Origin of the sequence: Mesorhizobium sp. B2-1-1, assembly GCF_006442975.2 — a bacterium.
Taxonomy (GTDB): domain Bacteria; phylum Pseudomonadota; class Alphaproteobacteria; order Rhizobiales; family Rhizobiaceae; genus Mesorhizobium.
In genome coordinates this window covers 2904628-2922422 of record NZ_CP083954.1, presented here as the reverse complement: position 1 = coordinate 2922422, position 17795 = coordinate 2904628, and the positions used below count along the sequence as shown (strand labels likewise).

The window sequence follows — 17795 nt, the reverse complement described above, 5'->3', positions numbered from 1 at the left end:
TCCACTCATTCGACGCCCGGAGTTTCCCCGATGTCGCCTCAACCCACTTGCCATCTTATCCGCCCTGAAAGCTCTTATGAAGGCAAGCAGGGATTGACCTATTTCGCCGGTATCGCCACCGAGTCGGTCGGCTCATCTGGTATCTGCATGCATGTGCTCACCATGCCGCCCGGCGCCCGCGCTAAGGCGCATCTGCATGAGGACCATGAAACGGCGATCTACGTGCTCTCCGGCGAGGTCCATACCTGGTACGGCGACCGGCTTGAGAACCACATCGTCGCCAAAGCCGGCGACCTCTTCTACATTCCGGCCGGCGTGCCGCATCTGCCCGCCAATCTGAGTGGGGCCCCGTCTTCGGCCGTCATTGCCCGCACCGATCCCAAAGAGCAGGAAAGCGTCGTCCTGCTGCCGGAACTGGATGCATTGGTCGCCTGAAGCCGGCCTTGCGGGGCTAAGCGCCCATCGGCCAATTGCTTGAGGTTTGCGCTGCCCCTCATCGCCCTGCCGGGCACTTCTTCCCGTATAGGGACGAGGAGAAGGACGATTTCGCGAAGGATTTCGCCGATTTCCAGCGTTGCCGGAAAGGGCGCCAAGATTGCGTTCAGTTCCCTTCTCCCCGTCCCTATACGGGGAGAAGGTGCCGGCAGGGCGATGAGGGGCAGCACCAACTTCGGCAATCATCAGCACCCGGAAACTTCCCCGCAGACGGTGCCGTCCTTGTCGGCGATCATCAGTTTCTTGGCGCTTTTCGAGCTGCGCAAGCTCAAACCCCAGTCGCCGGAATGCCTGTCCGCTCCACCTTGCGCGGCGCGGTGATCTCCTTCCAGGTCGACAGTGCCCGGTTAACCGCCGCGTTCGGCTCGCGGCCAACGAACTGGCCATGGCCAGGCTTGGCCTTCACCTCGGTCTCCTCGATCGACAATTCGCCACGCGAGAAGACATAGCGCGGCAGGCCTGTCACTTCGACGCCTTCGAAGACATTGTAGTCGATGACCGACTGCTGCTTCTTCGAAGAAATGATCTTCTTGCGCTTGGGATCCCACACGATGATGTCGGCATCCGCGCCTTCGACAATGGCGCCCTTTTTCGGGTACATGTTGAGGATCTTGGCTATGTTGGTCGAGGTTACGGCGACGAATTCGTTCATCGTCAGCCGCCCGGTGTTGACGCCCCTGGTCCACAGCACCGGCATGCGATCCTCGAGGCCGCCCGTGCCGTTCGGGATCTTGGTGAAATTGCCGACGCCGAAGCGCTTCTGGTCCGTGGTGAAGGCGCAGTGGTCGGTCGCCACCACCTGCAACGATCCCGCCTGCAGGCCGGCCCACAGCGAATCCTGGTGTAATTTGTTGCGGAAGGGCGGGCTCATCACGCGGCGCGCCGCATGGTCCCAGTCCTTGTCGAAATACTCACTCTCGTCCAGCGTCAGGTGCTGGATCAGTGGCTCGCCGAACACCCGCATGCCTTTCTGACGCGCCCGGCGGATGGCCTCGTGCGCCTGCTCGCAGGAAACATGCACGACGTAGAGCGGCACGCCGGCCATGTCGGCGATCATGATGGCGCGGTTGGTCGCCTCGCCTTCCACTTCCGGCGGGCGCGAATAGGCGTGCCCCTCCGGGCCATTGTTGCCGGCGGCAAGCAGCTTCTGCGAGAGCGCCGCGACCACGTCGCCATTCTCGGCATGCACCAGCGGCAGCGCGCCGAGCTCGGCGCAGCGCTGGAACGACGCATACATCTCGTCGTCGTCCACCATCAGCGCGCCCTTGTAGGCCATGAAATGCTTGAACGAGGTGATGCCCTTGTCGACGACGGTGGCCATCTCGTCGAACACCTGCTTGCCCCACCAGGTGATCGCCATGTGGAAGGAATAATCGCAGGACGCCTTCGAGGTCTTGTTGTCCCACATCTGCAAGGCCTCGAGCAGCGACTGCTGCGGCGACGGCAGGCAGAAATCGACCACCATCGTCGTGCCGCCGGCTAGTGCCGCGCGCGTGCCGGACTCGAAATCGTCGGCCGAATAGGTGCCCATGAACGGCATTTCGAGATGAGTATGCGGATCGATACCACCTGGCATGACATAACAGCCGGTGGCGTCGAACTCATGGTCGCCGTGTAGGTCGGAGCCAATGGCGACGATCTTGCCGTGCTGCATCAGCACGTCGGCCTTCCATGTGCGGTCGGCGGTAACGATGGTGCCGTTTCTGATGACTTTGGTCATTTTTCTCGTTCCCTTGTTCCTTCGCGCTTCTTGCGAGCAGCGTTTGGAAATCCAGCTTTCCAGCTTACTCCACGATGACCGCTGTCTCCACCACGGCATGGAACAGCACGTCGGCTCCTGCCGCCGCCCATTCCTTGGAGATCTCCTCGGCCTCGTTGTGGCTGAGACCGTCGACGCAGGGGCACATCACCATGGCGGTCGGCGCGACGCGGTTGATCCAGCAGGCGTCGTGGCCCGCGCCCGAGACGATGTTGCGGTGCGTGTAGCCGAGCCGGTCGGCGGCATCACGGATCGCCTTGACGCAGCCCTTGTCAAAGGTGACCGGATCGAAATGGCCGACCTGCTCGATCTTGTACTGGATGTCGAGCGCCTCGCATATCGTGTCGATGCCTTCGCGGATGCGCCCATCCATGGCGTCGAGCACTTCCTTCTCCGGCGAGCGGATGTCGATGGTGAAGACCGTGCGCCCGGCGATGATGTTGCGCGAGTTCGGATAGACTTCCATGTGGCCGACCGCGCCGACGGCGTCCGGCTGGTAGTCCATGGCAATCTCGTGCACCAGTTCGATCACGCGCGCCATGCCGAGCCCGGCATTGCGGCGCTTGGGCATCGGCGTCGAGCCGGTATGCGCCTCCTTGCCGGTCAGCGTCACCTGCAGCCATTTCAGCCCCTGTCCATGGGTGACGACGCCGATGTCGATGCCTTCGTCCTCGAGGATAGGCCCTTGCTCGATATGCAGTTCGAAAAAGGCGTGGATCTTGCGATCGCCGACCTTCTCCGTGCCCTTCCAGCCGATACGCTCCAGTTCCTCGCCGAATTTCTTGCCGTTCTTGTCCGTATGCTCGTAGACGTCGGCCTGGTCGAGCACACCGGCGAACACGCCGGACGCCATCATCGCCGGGGCAAAACGCGAGCCCTCCTCGTTGGTCCAGTTCGTGACCACGATCGGATGTTTGGTCTTGATGCCGAGATCATTGAGCGAGCGGACGATCTCCAGGCCGCCGAGCACGCCGAGCACGCCGTCATACTTGCCGCCGGTCGGCTGCGTGTCGAGATGGCTGCCGACATAGACCGGCGGCAGGCTGGGATCGGCGCCTTCGCGCCTGGCAAACATGGTGCCCATCTCGTCGACGCCCATTTCGAGCCCGGCCGCGTCGCACCAGCGCTTGAACAGATGCCGGCCCTCGCCGTCCTCGTCGGTCACGGTCTGGCGATTGTTGCCACCGGCAATGCCGGGGCCGATCTTCGCCATCTCCATGATGGAATCCCACAAACGGTCTGAATTGATTCGCAGATTCTCGCCGGGTGCGGCCATTCAAAACCTCTCCAATTGCGTGGCGTTCCCCTCCCCCTCGAGGGGAGGGTGGCCGCGAAGCGGTCGGGTGGGGTCGCCGGACATGCGCTCGACCTTCCCTTTGACCACCTGCGCAACATGCCAAGGGTTGTTTATGACATCGGGCTCATCGACGCGAAAGACATCAAAGCCGAGCGAGCGCAGATAGGCATCACGAACGGCATCATGCCGCTTGCCCTTCTCGTGTTCGTGCAGATCGCCATCAACTTCAACGATCAGCTTCACGGCGAGGCAGGCAAAGTCAACGATATAAGGCCCGATCGGACACTGACGACGAAACTTGATGCCGGCCGATTTCAGCTCGCGCAGTTCATACCAGAGCAAGGATTCACCCCTGGTTGCGTGAACTCGAAGCGCGCGCGCCTTTTGGCGCATTTCGTAGCTCACGCGAGTGCGGGGCATCAACGGCAGCCTCGCGGCAACAGATCAGGTCGGCACCCCGTCGCACCGACCCCACCCGACCGCTTCGCGGCCACCCTCCCCTCGAGGGGGAGGGATATCCGCGCCCAGTTCTTCAATCGATCGACCTCAGTACCTCACGCACATGATCGATCAGTTCGTTGATCTGGCCCTTGGTGATGATCAGCGGCGGCGACAGCGCGATGATGTCGCCGGTGGTGCGGATCAGCGCGCCGCGCTCGAACGCCTTGACGAAGGCCGAGAAGGCCCGCTTGGTCGGGCTGCCGGCAATCGGCGCCAGCTCGATCGCACCGATCAGGCCGATGTTCCTGATATCGATGACATGCGGCTCGCCCTTCAGCGAATGCAGCGCGTCTTCCCAATAGGGCGCCAGTTCCTCGCCGCGGGTGAGCAGGCCCTCTTCCTTGTAGGTGTCGAGCGTGCCGAGCGCCGCGGCGCAGGCGATCGGATTGCCCGAATAGGTGTAGCCGTGGAAGAACTCGATCATGTGCTCGGGGCCGGTCATGAAGGCGTCGTGGATTTCCTTCTTCACGAACACCGCGCCCATCGGGATGACGCCGTTGGAGACGCCCTTGGCGGTGGTCATGATATCAGGCGTGACGCCGAAATAATCGGCAGCGAACGGCGCGCCAAGACGGCCGAAACCGGTGATGACCTCGTCGAAAATCAACAGAATGCCGTGCTTGGTGCAGATTTCGCGCAGCTTCTGCAAATAGCCCTTGGGCGGCAGGATGACGCCGGTGGAGCCGGCGACCGGCTCGACGATAACGGCCGCGATGGTCGAGGCGTCATGCAGCGCAACGATGCGCTCCAGCTCGTTGGCCAGCTCCGCGCCATGTTCCGGCACGCCCTTGGAGAAGGCGTTCTTCTCCGGCAGGTGTGTGTGCGGCATATGGTCGACGCCGCCGAGCAGCGTGCCGAACATCTTGCGGTTGGTGACGATGCCGCCGACCGAAATGCCGCCGAAATTGACGCCGTGATAGCCGCGCTCGCGTCCGATCAGGCGGGTGCGCGAGCCCTCGCCCTTCACGCGGTGATAGGCGATCGCCATCTTCAACGCGGTCTCGACCGATTCCGAACCGGAATTGGTGAAGAACACGTGATCCATGCCCTTCGGCGCGACGTCGACCAGGCGGTTGGCCAGTTCGAACACGATCGGGTGGCCCATCTGGAAGGCCGGAGCGTAGTCGAGCTCGGCGGCCTGCTGCTGGATCGCCTCGGTGATCTTGGGCCGGCAATGGCCGGCATTGACGCACCAGAGGCCGGCGGTGCCGTCCAGCACCTTGCGGCCGTCGCTGGTCGTGTAGTGCATGTCCTTGGCGGACACGAACATGCGCGGCGCCTGCTTGAACTGCCGGTTTGCCGTGAACGGCATCCAGAATGCACTGAGATCGTTCGGCGTGACTTTCAGCCGGTTGGACATGACCAAGACTTCCCCTTGTAACCTGTTTCGGTACGTCCAACGCTTGGTCTTTGCCGCGCTTTCGTGCTACGCAAATTTTTGACCGATTGGACAAACGTTAGCACCGCCCTGTCGGCGGTCAAGGGATTACTAGCGGAAATGCGGCTCCTGAAGTGCGTTCCACAGGCCGGGGAAAAACTGGTCCAGAGAATTGGGCCAGACCGCTTTCAACACGAGGGCGCGCAACGGTGAACACCAGCACGGAAGCCCCTCGCCGCACCCGCATCCAGCAGGAGAAGCGCGAACTCATTCTCGAAGCCGCGCTCGAGGTGTTCTCCACCAATGGCTTCCGCGGCTCGACCATCGACCAGATCGCCGAAGCCGCTGGGATGTCGAAGCCCAACCTGCTCTATTACTTTCGCCGCAAGGAAGACATTCACGAGACGCTGATGCAGCGCCTGCTCGACACATGGCTGGCGCCGCTCAGGGAACTCGACGACATCGGCGATCCCCTGACCGAGCTCAGGAGCTACATCAGGCGCAAGCTTGAAATGGCGCGCGATTTTCCGCGCGAGAGCCGGCTGTTCGCCAACGAGATTCTGCAGGGCGCACCACGCATCATGCCCTTGCTGACCGGCGAACTGAAGACGCTGGTCGACGAGAAGGCAACCGTCATCAAGGGCTGGATGCGCGCCGGCAAGATCGCCAGGACGGATCCTTGGCACCTGATCTTCTCGATCTGGGCGACGACCCAGCACTATGCCGATTTCGACGTCCAGGTCCGCGCCGTGCTCGGCCCGAACCGTGGCGGCGACGGCCGCTTCGAGGACGCAGCGAGGTTCCTGGAGCAATTATTTCTCGACGGGTTGAAGCCGAAGGCCTGACCCTGCCCTGAAGGCTCACGCGCTGCGCCGCTCGGCCGGCAGCGCATCAAGCAAGCTCTGCAGCTTGGCGATCGAGTTCTGCTCGGCCAGCGGCGTGTAGACGACCAGCCGCATGTCGGATCCATCGTCGATCGACAGGCTCATGTGCTCGAAGGCCATGGCGCCGGCCGTCGGATGGCGGACGTGCTTCAGACCCGTCAGCTTTCGCGCCACGTCACGTCGGGGCCACCAATCGCGGAACTCGGGGCTCGAGCGCATCATCAGCGCGATCAGCCGGTCGAAATCGGGATCACCGACATATTTGGCGCTTTCGGCGCGAAACGAAGCGAGCACCACGCGGGCAAGCTCTTCCCAGTCGACAAGCAGGCGGCGATGGTGCGGGTTGGTAAATACCATGTGGACGATGTTGCGGGCGTCGCCTTCCAGCAAGCCATAATCGCCGAACACCGCGGCGGCTGCCGGGTTCCAGGCGAGCACGTCCCAGCGCCGGCCAACCACATAGGCAGGCTGCAGCACAAGGCTTTGCAGCATGTGCAGCAACGGCCCGTCGACCTTTTCGGGCGTTGCCCCACGACGCTCCGGCTGCTGGCGGCCGGCGAGGATGAACAAATGCCGCTTCTCGACAGCGTCGAGGCGCAGCGCCTCGCAGAGCGCCGCCAGCACCTCTACGGAGGGCCTGACATCCCTGCCTTGTTCCAGCCAGGTGTACCAGGTGGTGCCGACACCGGCGATCATCGCCACCTCCTCGCGCCGCAGGCCCGGCGTGCGCCGCCGCGCGCCGCAGGCAATGCCGGCGGCCTGTGGCGAAAGCCTCTCGCGGCGCGAGCGCAGGAAGGCGCCGAGCTCGCGCCGGCGGCTGTCTTCAGCGGAATGAGAAGGAGCATCCATGACCCTATTATAGCAGTACCGATACCAGGATAAAGTTTGAACTGTTTGGCGCGCACCCGCTGCCCCATCTTCTGTCGAGAGCAACGAATGGAGGCTCAAACATGGACCTGAAAGACAAGACAATCCTGATCACCGGCTCGACCGACGGTGTCGGCCGGGTCGTCGCGCAACGGCTGGGCGCAGGTGGCGCCCGGGTGCTGGTGCACGGACGCGACGCGGCGCGCGGCAAGGCCACGGTCGCGGACATCGAGGCGGCCGGCGGCAAGGCCGAGTTCTTCGCAGCCGACCTCGCCTCGCTGGCCCAGGTGCGCCGGCTCGCCGAGGCCGTGCGTGAAAAAACCGCTCGGCTCGACATCCTCATCAACAATGCCGGTGTCGGCACGGTTGGCCAAAACGCCAAAAGGCAGGTCAGCGCCGACGGCTATGAACTGCGCTTCGCCGTCAACTATCTCGCCGGCTTCCTGCTTACGGAGGGATTGCTGCCCCTGCTGAAGGCCAGCGCGCCGGCGCGTATCGTCAACGTCGCCTCGGCGGGCCAGCAGGCCATCGACTTTAGCGACGTCATGCTTACCCATGGCTACAGCAGCGTGCGCGCCTACTGCCAGAGCAAGCTGGCGCAGATCCTGTTCACCATCGATCTCGCCGAGCAGCTCAAGGGCAGCGGGGTTACTGTGAACGCCCTGCACCCGGCGAGCTACATGAACACCACGATGGTCCGCCAGGCAGGCGTCACGCCATGGAGCTCGGTGGAGACCGGCGCCGAGGCCATTGTCAATCTCGCCACCTCCCCCGCGCTCGAAGCGCGCAGCGGCCTCTATTTCGACGGCCTGCGCGAATCCCGCGCCGACGCCCAGGCTTACGACGCCAGAGCAAGACAACAATTGCGCGACTTGAGCCTCGACCTAGTCGGGCAGGCTACAGTGAAGAAGGAAGAGCGTTCATGACCAGCAAGATCGAACATACAGTCGTCATCGGTGGCTCGTCCGGGATCGGCCTGGCGACCGCGCGCAAACTGCTCGGCCCCGGCATGAAGGTGACCATCACCGGGCGCAATCAGGACAAGCTCGTCAGCGCATGGAAAAGTCTCGGTGGCGCCGTCGACAAGGCGGCGTTCGATGCCGCCAAGCCCGACGAGGTGCGCCAATTCTTCGAGCGCATCGGCCCGTTCGACCATCTCGTTTTGGCGGCGAGCGGCGGCAAGGGCCTTGGCCCGTTCGAAACACTCGACCTTGCCGATATCGCTGGCGGCGTCGACGAAAAGGTGCGGCCGCAATTATCCTGCTTGCAGGCGGCCTTGCCAACGCTGGACAAATCAGGATCGGTCACCTTCATCTCGGCGGTATCCGCCCAGCTCGCCACGCCGGGCGTCGCCGGCATCGGCGCCGTCAATGGCATGCTCCTGACGGTGGCACCGATCCTGGCCGTCGAGCTGAAGCCACTGCGCGTCAACGTCGTGGCGCCCGGCGTCATCGACACGCCCTGGTGGGACTTTCTGCCGGACGAGCAGCGGCAGGCGATCTTTGCCGACTATGCCGGCAAGACACCGGTCGGCCGCATCGGCCGCGCCGAGGACGTCGCCTCGGCCATAGCCTTCCTCGTCTCCAACGGCTTCATGACCGGCCAGGTATTAACCTGCGATGGTGGTTTGCGGTTCGCGGCCTAGCTGCAACTGTCAAAGCGACTGGGCGATCAGTGTCAGGAAGCCGCCGCTCAGCGCGACATTGCCAACAAAACCATTGATACGCGACGCACGCTCCTGTCCCTGATGATCCCAGAAATTGTGGAACATCGGCGTGGCGACGATCAGGAACAGCACCAGCACCGCACAGGCAGTGGCGGTCCAGAAGCCCGTCACCACCAGCACGCCGGCGACGATCTGCAACACGATGCCGGCCCAAAGTGCCAGCCGCGCCTGCGGCACACCGCGCGCGACCATCAGCCCCGTCAAGAAGCCCGCGTTCTGGATGTTGCGCAAGCCGGCGAAGACAAACCCGCCGCCAAGCAACAGCCGGCCGAGAACCAACAAGGCGGCGGGTAAATCGGCAAGCATCAAACGCTCTCCCTTTGAAATAATGGGAGCGCCGCCTCCCTTGGCGGCGCTCCGATCGTGATCGAACAATCAGGCGGCCTTGGCGGCAGGCATCGGATGAATGGCGTGGAACGGAATGCAAAGCCGGTTCCAGGTATTGATCATGCCCAGCGCCACGGAGAGCTTGACCAACTCCTCTTCCGAGAAATGTTCCAGCGTGCGGGCATAGAGTTCGTCCGAAACACCATTGTTGGCGATCAGCGTCACGGCCTCGGTCCAGGCCAAAGCGGCGCGCTCGCGCTCCGAAAACAGCGGCGATTCCTTCCAGGCCGAAACCAGATAAAGCCGCTGTTCGGTCTCGCCGTCGCGCCTCGCCTCACGGCTGTGCATCTCGACACAGAAGGAGCAGCCATTGATCTGTGAGGCCCTGAGCTTGATCAGGTGCAGCAGGCTTTCCTCGAGCCCGCATTCGTCGACCGCCTTATTGAGCGCCGACACCGCTTTCATGATCTCGGGCGCCTTGGCGAAGAACTGGAGCCTCTGTCTCATCATCTTTCCTTTCATGCTTGCTTGGTTGAACTGGATTTCTGCTGCCGCTGGTGGCGCTCGGTGAAAGCGCAGCTTGCCGCGACCGACCGCGGATCGGCGCCTTTCATGAAGTCCGACACGATGTCGGACAGCCTGACCTCGGCCAGCGCCGCGCGATAGGCGCGCTCCGCCTTCAGCATCGCAGCATTGATGCCGCACGGCCTGACATAGGCCGATGCATCGAGTTTCGTCGGGCCGCGCTGGCGGATTTCGCCGCATCGGAAAGCCGGCTCGCGCCCTTCGACCGCCAGCACGATGTCCAGCAGCGTGATGCGTTCGGCCGGTTTCGCCAACCGGTAGCCGCCCGCCGGCCCAGGAACGGATTCCAGGATGCGCGCAGCGGTGAGCATGTTGAGATGTTTCAGGAGATAGCTCGGCGACAGGCCAAACGCCTCCGCCAGGGCCGCACCTGGCATGGTGCTGTCGCCATCGACGCCAGCCAGCGTCGCCGCGCAGTGGATGGCCGCTTCGACGCCATCGCCGAGTTTCATGATACCAATCTCCAATACATGGATAACTTATATCCTGGATATTTTGTATCTGCAATAGCAAAATGAAAACGGCGCCCGAGGACGCCGCTTTTTCCTTGATTGTTCCGCCCTACTCCGCCGCCACCTTGGCCATTGGGTTGTTCGGGTGCGTGGTCCAGTTGGCGTAGACCGGCGACACAGGCATGCCGGTGCGCTGGTCCATCACCCCGGCGGCCAGCGGCTCCATGGTGATGCAGTTGTCAACCGGGCAGACATTGACGCAAAGATTGCAGCCGACGCATTCGGCCTCGATCACCTCGAAATGCCTGACGCCGTCGACCATGCTGGTGATCGCCTGATGCGAGGTGTCCTCGCAGGCGATGTGGCAGCGGCCGCATTTGATGCAGGCATCCTGGTCGATATGCGCCTTGGCGACATAGTTGAGGTTGAGATACTGCCAGTCCGTGACATTGGGCGTGGCACGGCTGATGATGTCGTCGAGCGAGCGATGGCCCTTCTCGTCCATCCAGTTTTCGAGACCGGCGATCATCTCCTGCACGATCTTGAAACCGTAGGTCATCGCGGCCGTGCACACCTGCACGTTTCCGGCGCCGAGCGCCATGAACTCGGCAGCGTCGCGCCAGGTGGTGATACCGCCAATGCCGGAGATCGGCAGCCCCTGCGTTTCGGGGTCGCGCGCGATCTCGGCCACCATGTTCATGGCGATCGGCTTCACCGCAGGGCCGCAATAACCGCCATGCGAGCCCTTGCCGTCGATGGTCGGCATCGGCGCGAAGCTGTCGAGATCGACGCCGGTGATCGAGTTGATGGTGTTGATCAGCGACACCGCGTCGGTGCCGCCGGCATGTGCTGCTCGCGCCGGCTTGCGGATATCGGTGACGTTGGGCGTCAGCTTGGTGATGACGGGCATGCGCGTGTACTGCTTGCACCAGCGCACAACCATTTCGATATATTCCGGCACCTGGCCGACGGCGGCGCCCATGCCGCGCTCCGACATGCCGTGCGGGCAGCCGAAATTGAGCTCGATGCCGTCGGCGCCGGTTTCCTCGACAAGCGGCAGGATCGCCTTCCAGCTTTCCTCGACGCAAGGCACCATGATCGAGGCGATCAGCGCCCGGTCGGGCCACTCCATCTTGACCTGCTTCATCTCACGCAGATTGGTCTGCAAGTCGCGGTCGGTGATCAGCTCGATGTTGTTGAGGCCGAGCAGACGGCGGTCGGCGCCCCAGATCGCGCCGTAGCGTGGGCCATTGACGTTGACCACCGGCGGGCCCTCTTCGCCCAGCGTCTTCCAGACGACACCGCCCCAACCGGCCTTGAAGGCGCGCACGACATTGTAGGCCTTGTCGGTCGGCGGCGCCGAGGCCAGCCAGAACGGATTGGGCGATTTGATGCCGACGAAATTATTCCTGATATCTGCCATGCTCATGCCCTCCCGTTCGAGGTCAGTGCCCGGTGAATGGATTCCGCCGCATCACGCCCTTGCGCCACGGCCGAGACGGTCAGGTCGTCGCCACCGAATATGCAGTCGCCGCCGGCCCAGACCTTGGCCAGCGAGGTGCGCCCTTCCGCATCGACCTTGATGCGCCCGGCCTCGAGCTCGATCGCAGCACCGCTGCCGTTGAGCGCAGCGGGGACGAAACTCTGTCCGATCGCCTTGAACACCTGGTCGGCAACGAGGGTCAGCGTCTCGCCGGTGCCGGCAAGACTGTCGCCGTTCATGGCGGTGTATTCAAGCTCGATGGCATTGACCTTGCCGCCTTCGGCAATCACCCGCTTCGGCTGTAGCCAGTGTCGGATGACGACGCCGTTGGCGGCCGCCAGGTCCTGCTCGAATTCGGAAGCATTCATATGTTCCTGGCCGCGCCGGTAGCAGATCGTCACCTCCTCGGCGCCAAGCAGCTTCGACTGCACCGCGGCATCGATCGCCGTCATGCCGCCGCCGATGACGACGACGCGGCGGCCGACCGGCAGGCCGGAGAGATCGCTGGCTTGGCGCAGCTCGGAGATGAACTCGACGGCGTTGGTGACGCCCACGGCGGCCTCGCCATCGGCGCGCAGCGCATTGACGCCGCCGAGCCCCATGCCCAGAAACACCGCGTCATAATTGCGGATCAGGTCGGAGAGCTGATAGTCGCGGCCGAGCGCCTTACCGTTCTGGATATCAATCCCGCCAATCGAGGTGACGTACTCGACCTCGGCTTGGGCGAAATTGTCGACGCTCTTATAAGCGGCGATGCCGTATTCGTTGAGCCCGCCCGCCTTCGCGCGCGCTTCCAGGATTGTGACGTCGTGGCCATGGCGGGCGAGCCGATGTGCGGCGGCAAGGCCGGCCGGCCCGGCGCCCACCACGGCGACCGCCTTGCCTGTCGGTGCGGCACGTGGATAAAATTGCCTGTTCTCGCTCATCGCGATATCGGTGGCATAGCGCTGCAGCCGACCGATCTGCACCGGCTTGCCTTCCGCCACTTCGCGCACGCAGACCTCCTCGCACAGCGTTTCGGTCGGGCACACGCGGGCGCACATGCCGCCCAGAATGTTCTGGTCGAAAATGGTCTTGGCCGAGCCGATCGGATTGCCCGTGGAGATCTGGCGGATGAACAGTGGAATGTCGATCGAGGTCGGGCATGCGTTCATGCACGGCGCGTCGTAGCAGAAATAGCAGCGGTCGGCTTCGACCAGCGCCTCGTGGTGGTCGAGCGGCGGATGCAGGTCGGAAAAATTGTCCGCATACTGATCGGCAGGCAGCCGGCCGCCTGCAATGCCTTCCCTGAACTGGCCTTCTGCCATCGTCAGTTCCCCTTGTTTTCGTTTTAGGGAAGGCTAGCACGTTTTATTTTTTTATCAATTGGTCAATTTTCTACATAAGCCTCTGAAAAGGCTCGAATAAAACATGATAATTTAGTTCACGTTTAATATCGTAATGCGCGAATGTCGAACCTTCGAGGAAGGACGGTCCGCTAAGCGGCAGGCCGTAATCATGGCATGCCTGTCGAGCCGCAATTTTTCCTCCGCTGTCGGATTTCCGTCTCGAGGATCGTCCTATGATGGATCGAAGGACGATCGACGCAAAAGGTGAGGAGACCGACGATGCCGAAATCCCCAATGCCCTTCTTCTGGTACGAATTGATGACATCAGACCTCGACGCCGCCGAGGCGTTCTATACCAAGGTGGTCGGCTGGACCGCGCAAGCCTTCGACAAGGCTCCCGGCATGCCGCGCTACATCGTCATGAATGTCGGCGAGCGTGGCGTCGGCGGGCTGATGACGATGCCTGAGGATGCCGCCAAGATGGGCATGCCTCCCGCCTGGCTTGGCTACATCCACACCAGGGATGTCGATGCTGCCGCGGCGTCGCTGCAGAAGGCCGGCGGCGCCGTTCATCGCCAGCCCGACGACATTCCGGGCGTCGGCCGCTTCGCCGTCGTCGCCGATCCGCAAGGCGCGACCTTCATGTTCCTGCAGCCGAACGGGCCCGACCAGCCGGTCGTGCCGGCCAGCACGCCGGGCCATATCGGCTGGCACGAGCTTTACACAACCGACTGGAAGGCCGCGTTCGACTTCTATTCCAGCCAGTTCGGATGGACCAATGCCGGCGATTTCGACATGGGGCCGATGGGAACCTATCAAACCTTCGCGGCCGGCCCCGAATCCGGTGGCGGCATCATGAACAAACCCGAACAGATCCCGGTGCCGGTCTGGCAGTTCTATTTCAACGTAACCGCCATCGACGCGGCGGCAAAACAGGTGACCGACAATGGCGGCAAGATCCTAATGGGCCCGATGGAGGTCCCCGGCGGCAGCTGGATCGTGCAGTGCCAGGATCCGCAAGGCGCCCATTTCGCCTTGATGGCGCCCGGACGGTAAGGGGCTCAACGTCGCACAGGAGGACGGCCTTTGATCGTAAGATTGAGGGCCGTGTCCTCGCTTGGCGCCGAGCTATTCCGGCGTCAGCACCGCGACTTTCAGGCCTGCCTTTTTTGCACCGCTGAACTGGACGGTGGCCGGGCCGGGCGCAAGCTTGAACCGAACGCTTTTGCGAATGTCCGGACAGGTCTTGACCCCGCTGTAGCCGGCCAATTTCACGGTATGGCCGTCTTGAATGACATCGATCCAGGCTTCGCCCGACAGGCTTATCTGGATGCCCCCTTCCGGCGGCACAACCATGCTGGCGACAGCGCCGAACGTGCCAGGCGCCGGGGCACGTTCCGGCGGGAGGGCGAATTCCGCTGTCTCGGCCGGCACCAGAACCAGATCGGCGGCAGCGCCGACCGCCAGCGTCGTCCCCGACGCAGCAGAAGGAGGCGCGGCGAACAGCGCCTGCTCGCGCGTTACCGGCCATTTGAAAGCCTCGCAGCCGGCATCCTCGGCCATCGCGAAGCTGGTACCGGCAAGGATTGCGAAAAAGCTGATGACGACTTTTTTCATAGCGAGAGACCCCCAAACGATTTCAACTATCTACAGATCGATACAACCAGAGGGATAATAATGCAACCTTAGGGAGAAAATATCGACGCGTTGCGGAACATCTCGCATCACCGATTGTTGATGTCCGGTAGCGGGAAGTGAATGGTCCATCTCGGGGCGATAATCTAGGCCGGACCTGGGGGGTGAAAACGGAGTTTCAGATGGCGCTTTTTGAAGGCTTGGCCCGATACCAGCCACAGGCGCTCGGCGTTCTGCGCATCATAACCGCGCTGCAATTCATCGAGCATGGCAGCCAGAAGCTGTTCAATTTCCCGGCAAGCGCCGAACCCCACGCCCTCAGCGGGTTGACGCTGACAGCCGGCATTCTCGAGTTCGCCGGCGGCATCCTGCTCGCGCTGGGGCTGTTTACCCGCCCAGTCGCCTTCCTTCTGGCGGGCGAGATGGCGATCGCCTATTTCATGGCGCACATGCCGCGCGGCTTCTTCCCGGTCAACAATGGCGGCGATTTGGCGATCTCGTTCTGCTTCATCTTCCTCTATCTGTTCTTCGCCGGTCCTGGCGCCTTTGCGCTCGACAATCGCCGCGCTGCCTGATGCGAGCCGGATGCGGATTGTTCACGCCCGCATCCGCTCCAAATTGGCGTCGAACAGCGGCACCGGCTGCATGCGTGCGGCGTGGCGCTTGCCGAGGATTTCGATCTCGAAGCCTTCGCTCTCCTCGGCGATCTCCTTCGGCACGTAGCCCATGGCCACCGATTTCCTTGAATGATGCGCATAGCCGCCTGACGTCACCCAGCCACGCACCGTGCCGCCGAACCAGATCGGCTCGTCGGCGATGACATCGGCGTCGGCAGCCTCGACGATGAAGGCGCGCAGCCTGAGCTTGCCGCCCTGCCTGCGCTCTGCCAACGCCCCGGTCTTGCCTATGAAATCGGCTTCCTTGCCATAGGCGACAAAGCGATCGAGCCCTGCCTCCAGCGGTCCGTAGATCGGCCGGTATTCGCGCGCCCACGAGCCATAGTTCTTTTCCAGCCGCAGTGCGTTCAGCGCACGGGAGCCGAACAGACCAATGCCGAACTCCTCGCCCGCCGCCATCAGCGCCTGGAACGCCGCGCGCTGATATTCCGGCGCCACCCAGATTTCATAGCCGAGATCACCGGTGTAGCTGACGCGGCCTACCAGGCACGGCGCCATGCCGATATCCATCTTGCCGATGGCCATGAAGGGAAAGGCGGCGTTCGAGACATCCGTCCGCGTGACCTTGGCCAGCACGTCCCGCGCCTTCGGCCCGGCGACGGCAAGGCCGGTGAGTTTCGCGCCCGAAGCCTCGATGCGGACAGAACCATCAGCGGGCAGATGCTCTTCGAACCAGCGCATATGGTACTGCTCGGCAATGCCGGAACCGGCGATGAACCACTCCTCGCCGCCGAGATTGGCCAGCGTGAAATCGCCGATGAGCTTGCCGTCCTCCTTCAGCATAGGCGCCAGCGTCATGCGGCCTGGCCTCGGCAGCTTGCAGGCGAGCAGCCGGTCGAGCCATGCGGCAGCACCCTCGCCTGTCACGCCGTATTTGGCGAAATTCGAAATCTCGGCGAGGCCGACGCCCCCGCGAACGTTTGCAACCTCCCTGCCGACATGCGCGAAATCGCTCGAGCGACGCCACGAGAACTCGTCCTTGACGCCTTCGGGCGCGTACCAGAGCGGGACTTCCAGCCCATAGGACACGCCCCATTGCGCGCCCTTGGCCGACAGCAGGTCATAGACCGGCGTGGTCTTCAGCGGCCGTCCGGCGGGCAATTCCTCATTGGGGAAGCGTATCGAAAAGCGCCTGGAATAGTTCTCGCGCACCTTAGCGTTGGTGTAGGCCATCGTCGCCCAGTCGCCATAGCGCGACACGTCCATGGCCCAGATGTCGGCGCCGGGATCGCCCTCGATCATCCAGTTGGACAGCGCGAGCCCAACGCCGCCGCCCTGGCTGAAACCGGCCATGACGCCGCAGGCCACCCAGAAGCCCGGCAAACCGCGCACCGGCCCGACCAGCGGGTTGCCGTCAGGCGCGAAGGTGAAGGGTCCGTTGATGATCTGCTTGATGCCGGTGTTCTGAAAGGCCGGGAAATGCCGGAAGCCGACTTCCAGCGACGGCGCGATGCGGTCGATGTCCGGCTCCAGCAATTCATGGCCGAAATTCCACGGCGTCTGGTGCTCGGACCATGCCTTGTTGGCCTTCTCATAGGTGCCCATCAGCATGCCGCCGCGCTCCTGGCGCAGATAGAGCTCGCCGTCGAAATCGACGGCGTGGATGATCTCGGTGCCGGTCTTGGCGTTCCAGGCGGCGACCTCCGGCATGTCCTCGGTGATCAGGTACATGTGCTCCATGGCCAGCACCGGCAGTTCGAGCCCGACCATGCGGCCGACCTCGCGCGCCCAAAGGCCACCGGCGTTGACGACATGCTCGGCCACGACCTCGCCCTTGTTTGTGATGACGCGCCACAGCCCGTCGGGACGCCGCACGATGTCCTCGACCTTGGTGAAGCGCTCGACCTCGGCGCCCAGCTTACGCGCAGCCTTGGCATAGGCATGGGTGACGCCGGAGGGATCGAGATGGCCGTCCTCCTTGTTGCGGACAGCGCCGACGAACTGCTTGGGGTCGAGCAGAGGCATCAGTTCGGCCGCTTCTTTCGGCGAGATTTCTTCGAGATCGATGCCGAGATAGCGACCCTTGGCGACGACGCCACGCAGCCAGTCGAGCCGTGCCTCGGTCGCCGCCAGCAGCACGCCGCCGGTCAGATGCACGCCGGTCGCCTGGCCGGAAAGCTCCTCGATCTCCTTGTAGAGGTTGATCGTGTATTTCTGCAGCTTGGCGACGTTGGGATCGCCATTGATCGTGTGCATGCCGCCGGCCGCGTGCCACGTCGAGCCTGAAGTCAGCTCGTCTCGCTCCAGAAGCACGACGTCGGTCCAGCTATGGCGGGCGAGATGGAACAGCACGGAACACCCGACAACCCCGCCGCCAATGACCACGACCTTTGCATGCGATTTCATGGGTTCTTCTCTGATATCAGTGAGTTGGATGGGCTAGATGATTCAAAACGGGACG

At 63.1% G+C, this 17795-nt stretch carries 18 protein-coding genes; 6 read left to right on the top strand and 12 right to left on the bottom strand.

The features are described from left to right. Positions 1 to 30 precede the first annotated feature (30 nt). Positions 31 to 435, top strand: coding sequence for a cupin domain-containing protein (locus FJ972_RS14325; protein WP_140521235.1), 405 nt, complete (start codon positions 31 to 33; stop codon positions 433 to 435). A gap of 328 nt (positions 436 to 763) precedes the next feature. Here the strand turns inward: FJ972_RS14325 and hydA are convergent, their stop codons facing one another. From hydA to FJ972_RS14305, 4 genes are all read right to left on the bottom strand, one after another. Then, a complete protein-coding gene (gene hydA / locus FJ972_RS14320) occupies positions 764 to 2215 on the bottom strand; it encodes a dihydropyrimidinase (RefSeq protein WP_140495127.1) in 1452 nt (483 codons plus the stop codon). Positions 2216 to 2279: 64 nt separating this feature from the next. After that, positions 2280 to 3530: a Zn-dependent hydrolase gene (locus FJ972_RS14315; RefSeq protein WP_140521236.1), complete on the bottom strand. Its 1251-nt coding sequence runs from the start codon at positions 3528 to 3530 to the stop codon at positions 2280 to 2282. After that, a complete protein-coding gene (locus FJ972_RS14310; RefSeq protein WP_246672706.1) occupies positions 3531 to 3893 on the bottom strand; it encodes an endonuclease domain-containing protein in 363 nt (120 codons plus the stop codon). Between the two features lie 190 nt (positions 3894 to 4083). After that, the gene (locus FJ972_RS14305; RefSeq protein WP_140521238.1) at positions 4084 to 5412 is read right to left on the bottom strand and encodes an aspartate aminotransferase family protein; all 1329 of its coding nucleotides are present in this window, start codon (positions 5410 to 5412) and stop codon (positions 4084 to 4086) included. Between the two features lie 227 nt (positions 5413 to 5639). Here FJ972_RS14305 and FJ972_RS14300 point away from each other — a divergent pair, with 227 nt between their 5' ends. Then, positions 5640 to 6275, top strand: a complete 636-nt coding sequence (locus tag FJ972_RS14300; RefSeq protein WP_140495120.1) for a TetR family transcriptional regulator C-terminal domain-containing protein — start codon at positions 5640 to 5642, stop codon at positions 6273 to 6275. A 15-nt stretch (positions 6276 to 6290) separates the two neighbouring features. Here FJ972_RS14300 and FJ972_RS14295 read toward each other — a convergent pair whose 3' ends face one another. Continuing rightward, positions 6291 to 7163 (bottom strand): helix-turn-helix transcriptional regulator, encoded by an 873-nt coding sequence (locus FJ972_RS14295; protein ID WP_140521239.1) that lies wholly within the window; start codon positions 7161 to 7163, stop codon positions 6291 to 6293. Between the two features lie 101 nt (positions 7164 to 7264). Here FJ972_RS14295 and FJ972_RS14290 point away from each other — a divergent pair, with 101 nt between their 5' ends. Beyond that, positions 7265 to 8107, top strand: a complete 843-nt coding sequence (locus tag FJ972_RS14290) for an SDR family NAD(P)-dependent oxidoreductase (protein ID WP_140521240.1) — start codon at positions 7265 to 7267, stop codon at positions 8105 to 8107. Beyond that, on the top strand, positions 8104 to 8826 hold the full coding sequence (locus tag FJ972_RS14285; protein WP_140495115.1) for an SDR family oxidoreductase: 723 nt from the start codon (positions 8104 to 8106) through the stop codon (positions 8824 to 8826). Before FJ972_RS14290 ends, FJ972_RS14285 begins: the two co-directional genes overlap by 4 nt. A 9-nt stretch (positions 8827 to 8835) precedes the next feature. On the opposite strand, the gene FJ972_RS14280 is transcribed toward FJ972_RS14285, so the two are convergent. The 5 genes from FJ972_RS14280 to FJ972_RS14260 all read right to left on the bottom strand — a co-directional run bounded on the left by FJ972_RS14280 (position 8836) and on the right by FJ972_RS14260 (position 13061). Further along, the gene (locus tag FJ972_RS14280) at positions 8836 to 9213 is read right to left on the bottom strand and encodes a DoxX family protein (protein WP_140516666.1); all 378 of its coding nucleotides are present in this window, start codon (positions 9211 to 9213) and stop codon (positions 8836 to 8838) included. Between the two features lie 69 nt (positions 9214 to 9282). Beyond that, a complete protein-coding gene (locus FJ972_RS14275) occupies positions 9283 to 9741 on the bottom strand; it encodes a carboxymuconolactone decarboxylase family protein (RefSeq protein WP_140495113.1) in 459 nt (152 codons plus the stop codon). Between the two features lie 11 nt (positions 9742 to 9752). Then, positions 9753 to 10271, bottom strand: a complete 519-nt coding sequence (locus FJ972_RS14270; protein ID WP_140495111.1) for an RrF2 family transcriptional regulator — start codon at positions 10269 to 10271, stop codon at positions 9753 to 9755. Positions 10272 to 10380: 109 nt separating this feature from the next. Then, a complete protein-coding gene (preA, locus tag FJ972_RS14265) occupies positions 10381 to 11694 on the bottom strand; it encodes an NAD-dependent dihydropyrimidine dehydrogenase subunit PreA (RefSeq protein WP_140521241.1) in 1314 nt (437 codons plus the stop codon). 2 nt (positions 11695 to 11696) lie between these two features. Beyond that, a complete protein-coding gene (locus FJ972_RS14260) occupies positions 11697 to 13061 on the bottom strand; it encodes an NAD(P)-dependent oxidoreductase (RefSeq protein WP_140495107.1) in 1365 nt (454 codons plus the stop codon). A 300-nt stretch (positions 13062 to 13361) separates the two neighbouring features. Here FJ972_RS14260 and FJ972_RS14255 point away from each other — a divergent pair, with 300 nt between their 5' ends. After that, entirely contained in the window at positions 13362 to 14138 is a 777-nt protein-coding gene (locus FJ972_RS14255) for a VOC family protein (RefSeq protein WP_140495105.1), read from the top strand. A gap of 72 nt (positions 14139 to 14210) precedes the next feature. On the opposite strand, the gene FJ972_RS14250 is transcribed toward FJ972_RS14255, so the two are convergent. Next, positions 14211 to 14699, bottom strand: coding sequence for a hypothetical protein (locus FJ972_RS14250; protein WP_140495103.1), 489 nt, complete (start codon positions 14697 to 14699; stop codon positions 14211 to 14213). A 200-nt stretch (positions 14700 to 14899) separates the two neighbouring features. Between FJ972_RS14250 and FJ972_RS14245 the strand changes: the two genes are divergently transcribed. After that, entirely contained in the window at positions 14900 to 15292 is a 393-nt protein-coding gene (locus FJ972_RS14245; protein WP_140495101.1) for a DoxX family protein, read from the top strand. A 21-nt stretch (positions 15293 to 15313) separates the two neighbouring features. Here the strand turns inward: FJ972_RS14245 and FJ972_RS14240 are convergent, their stop codons facing one another. Beyond that, positions 15314 to 17740 carry a GcvT family protein gene (locus FJ972_RS14240; RefSeq protein WP_140521242.1) on the bottom strand — a complete coding sequence of 809 codons (2427 nt, stop codon included), beginning with the start codon at positions 17738 to 17740 and terminating at the stop codon, positions 15314 to 15316. Positions 17741 to 17795: the final 55 nt, after the last annotated feature.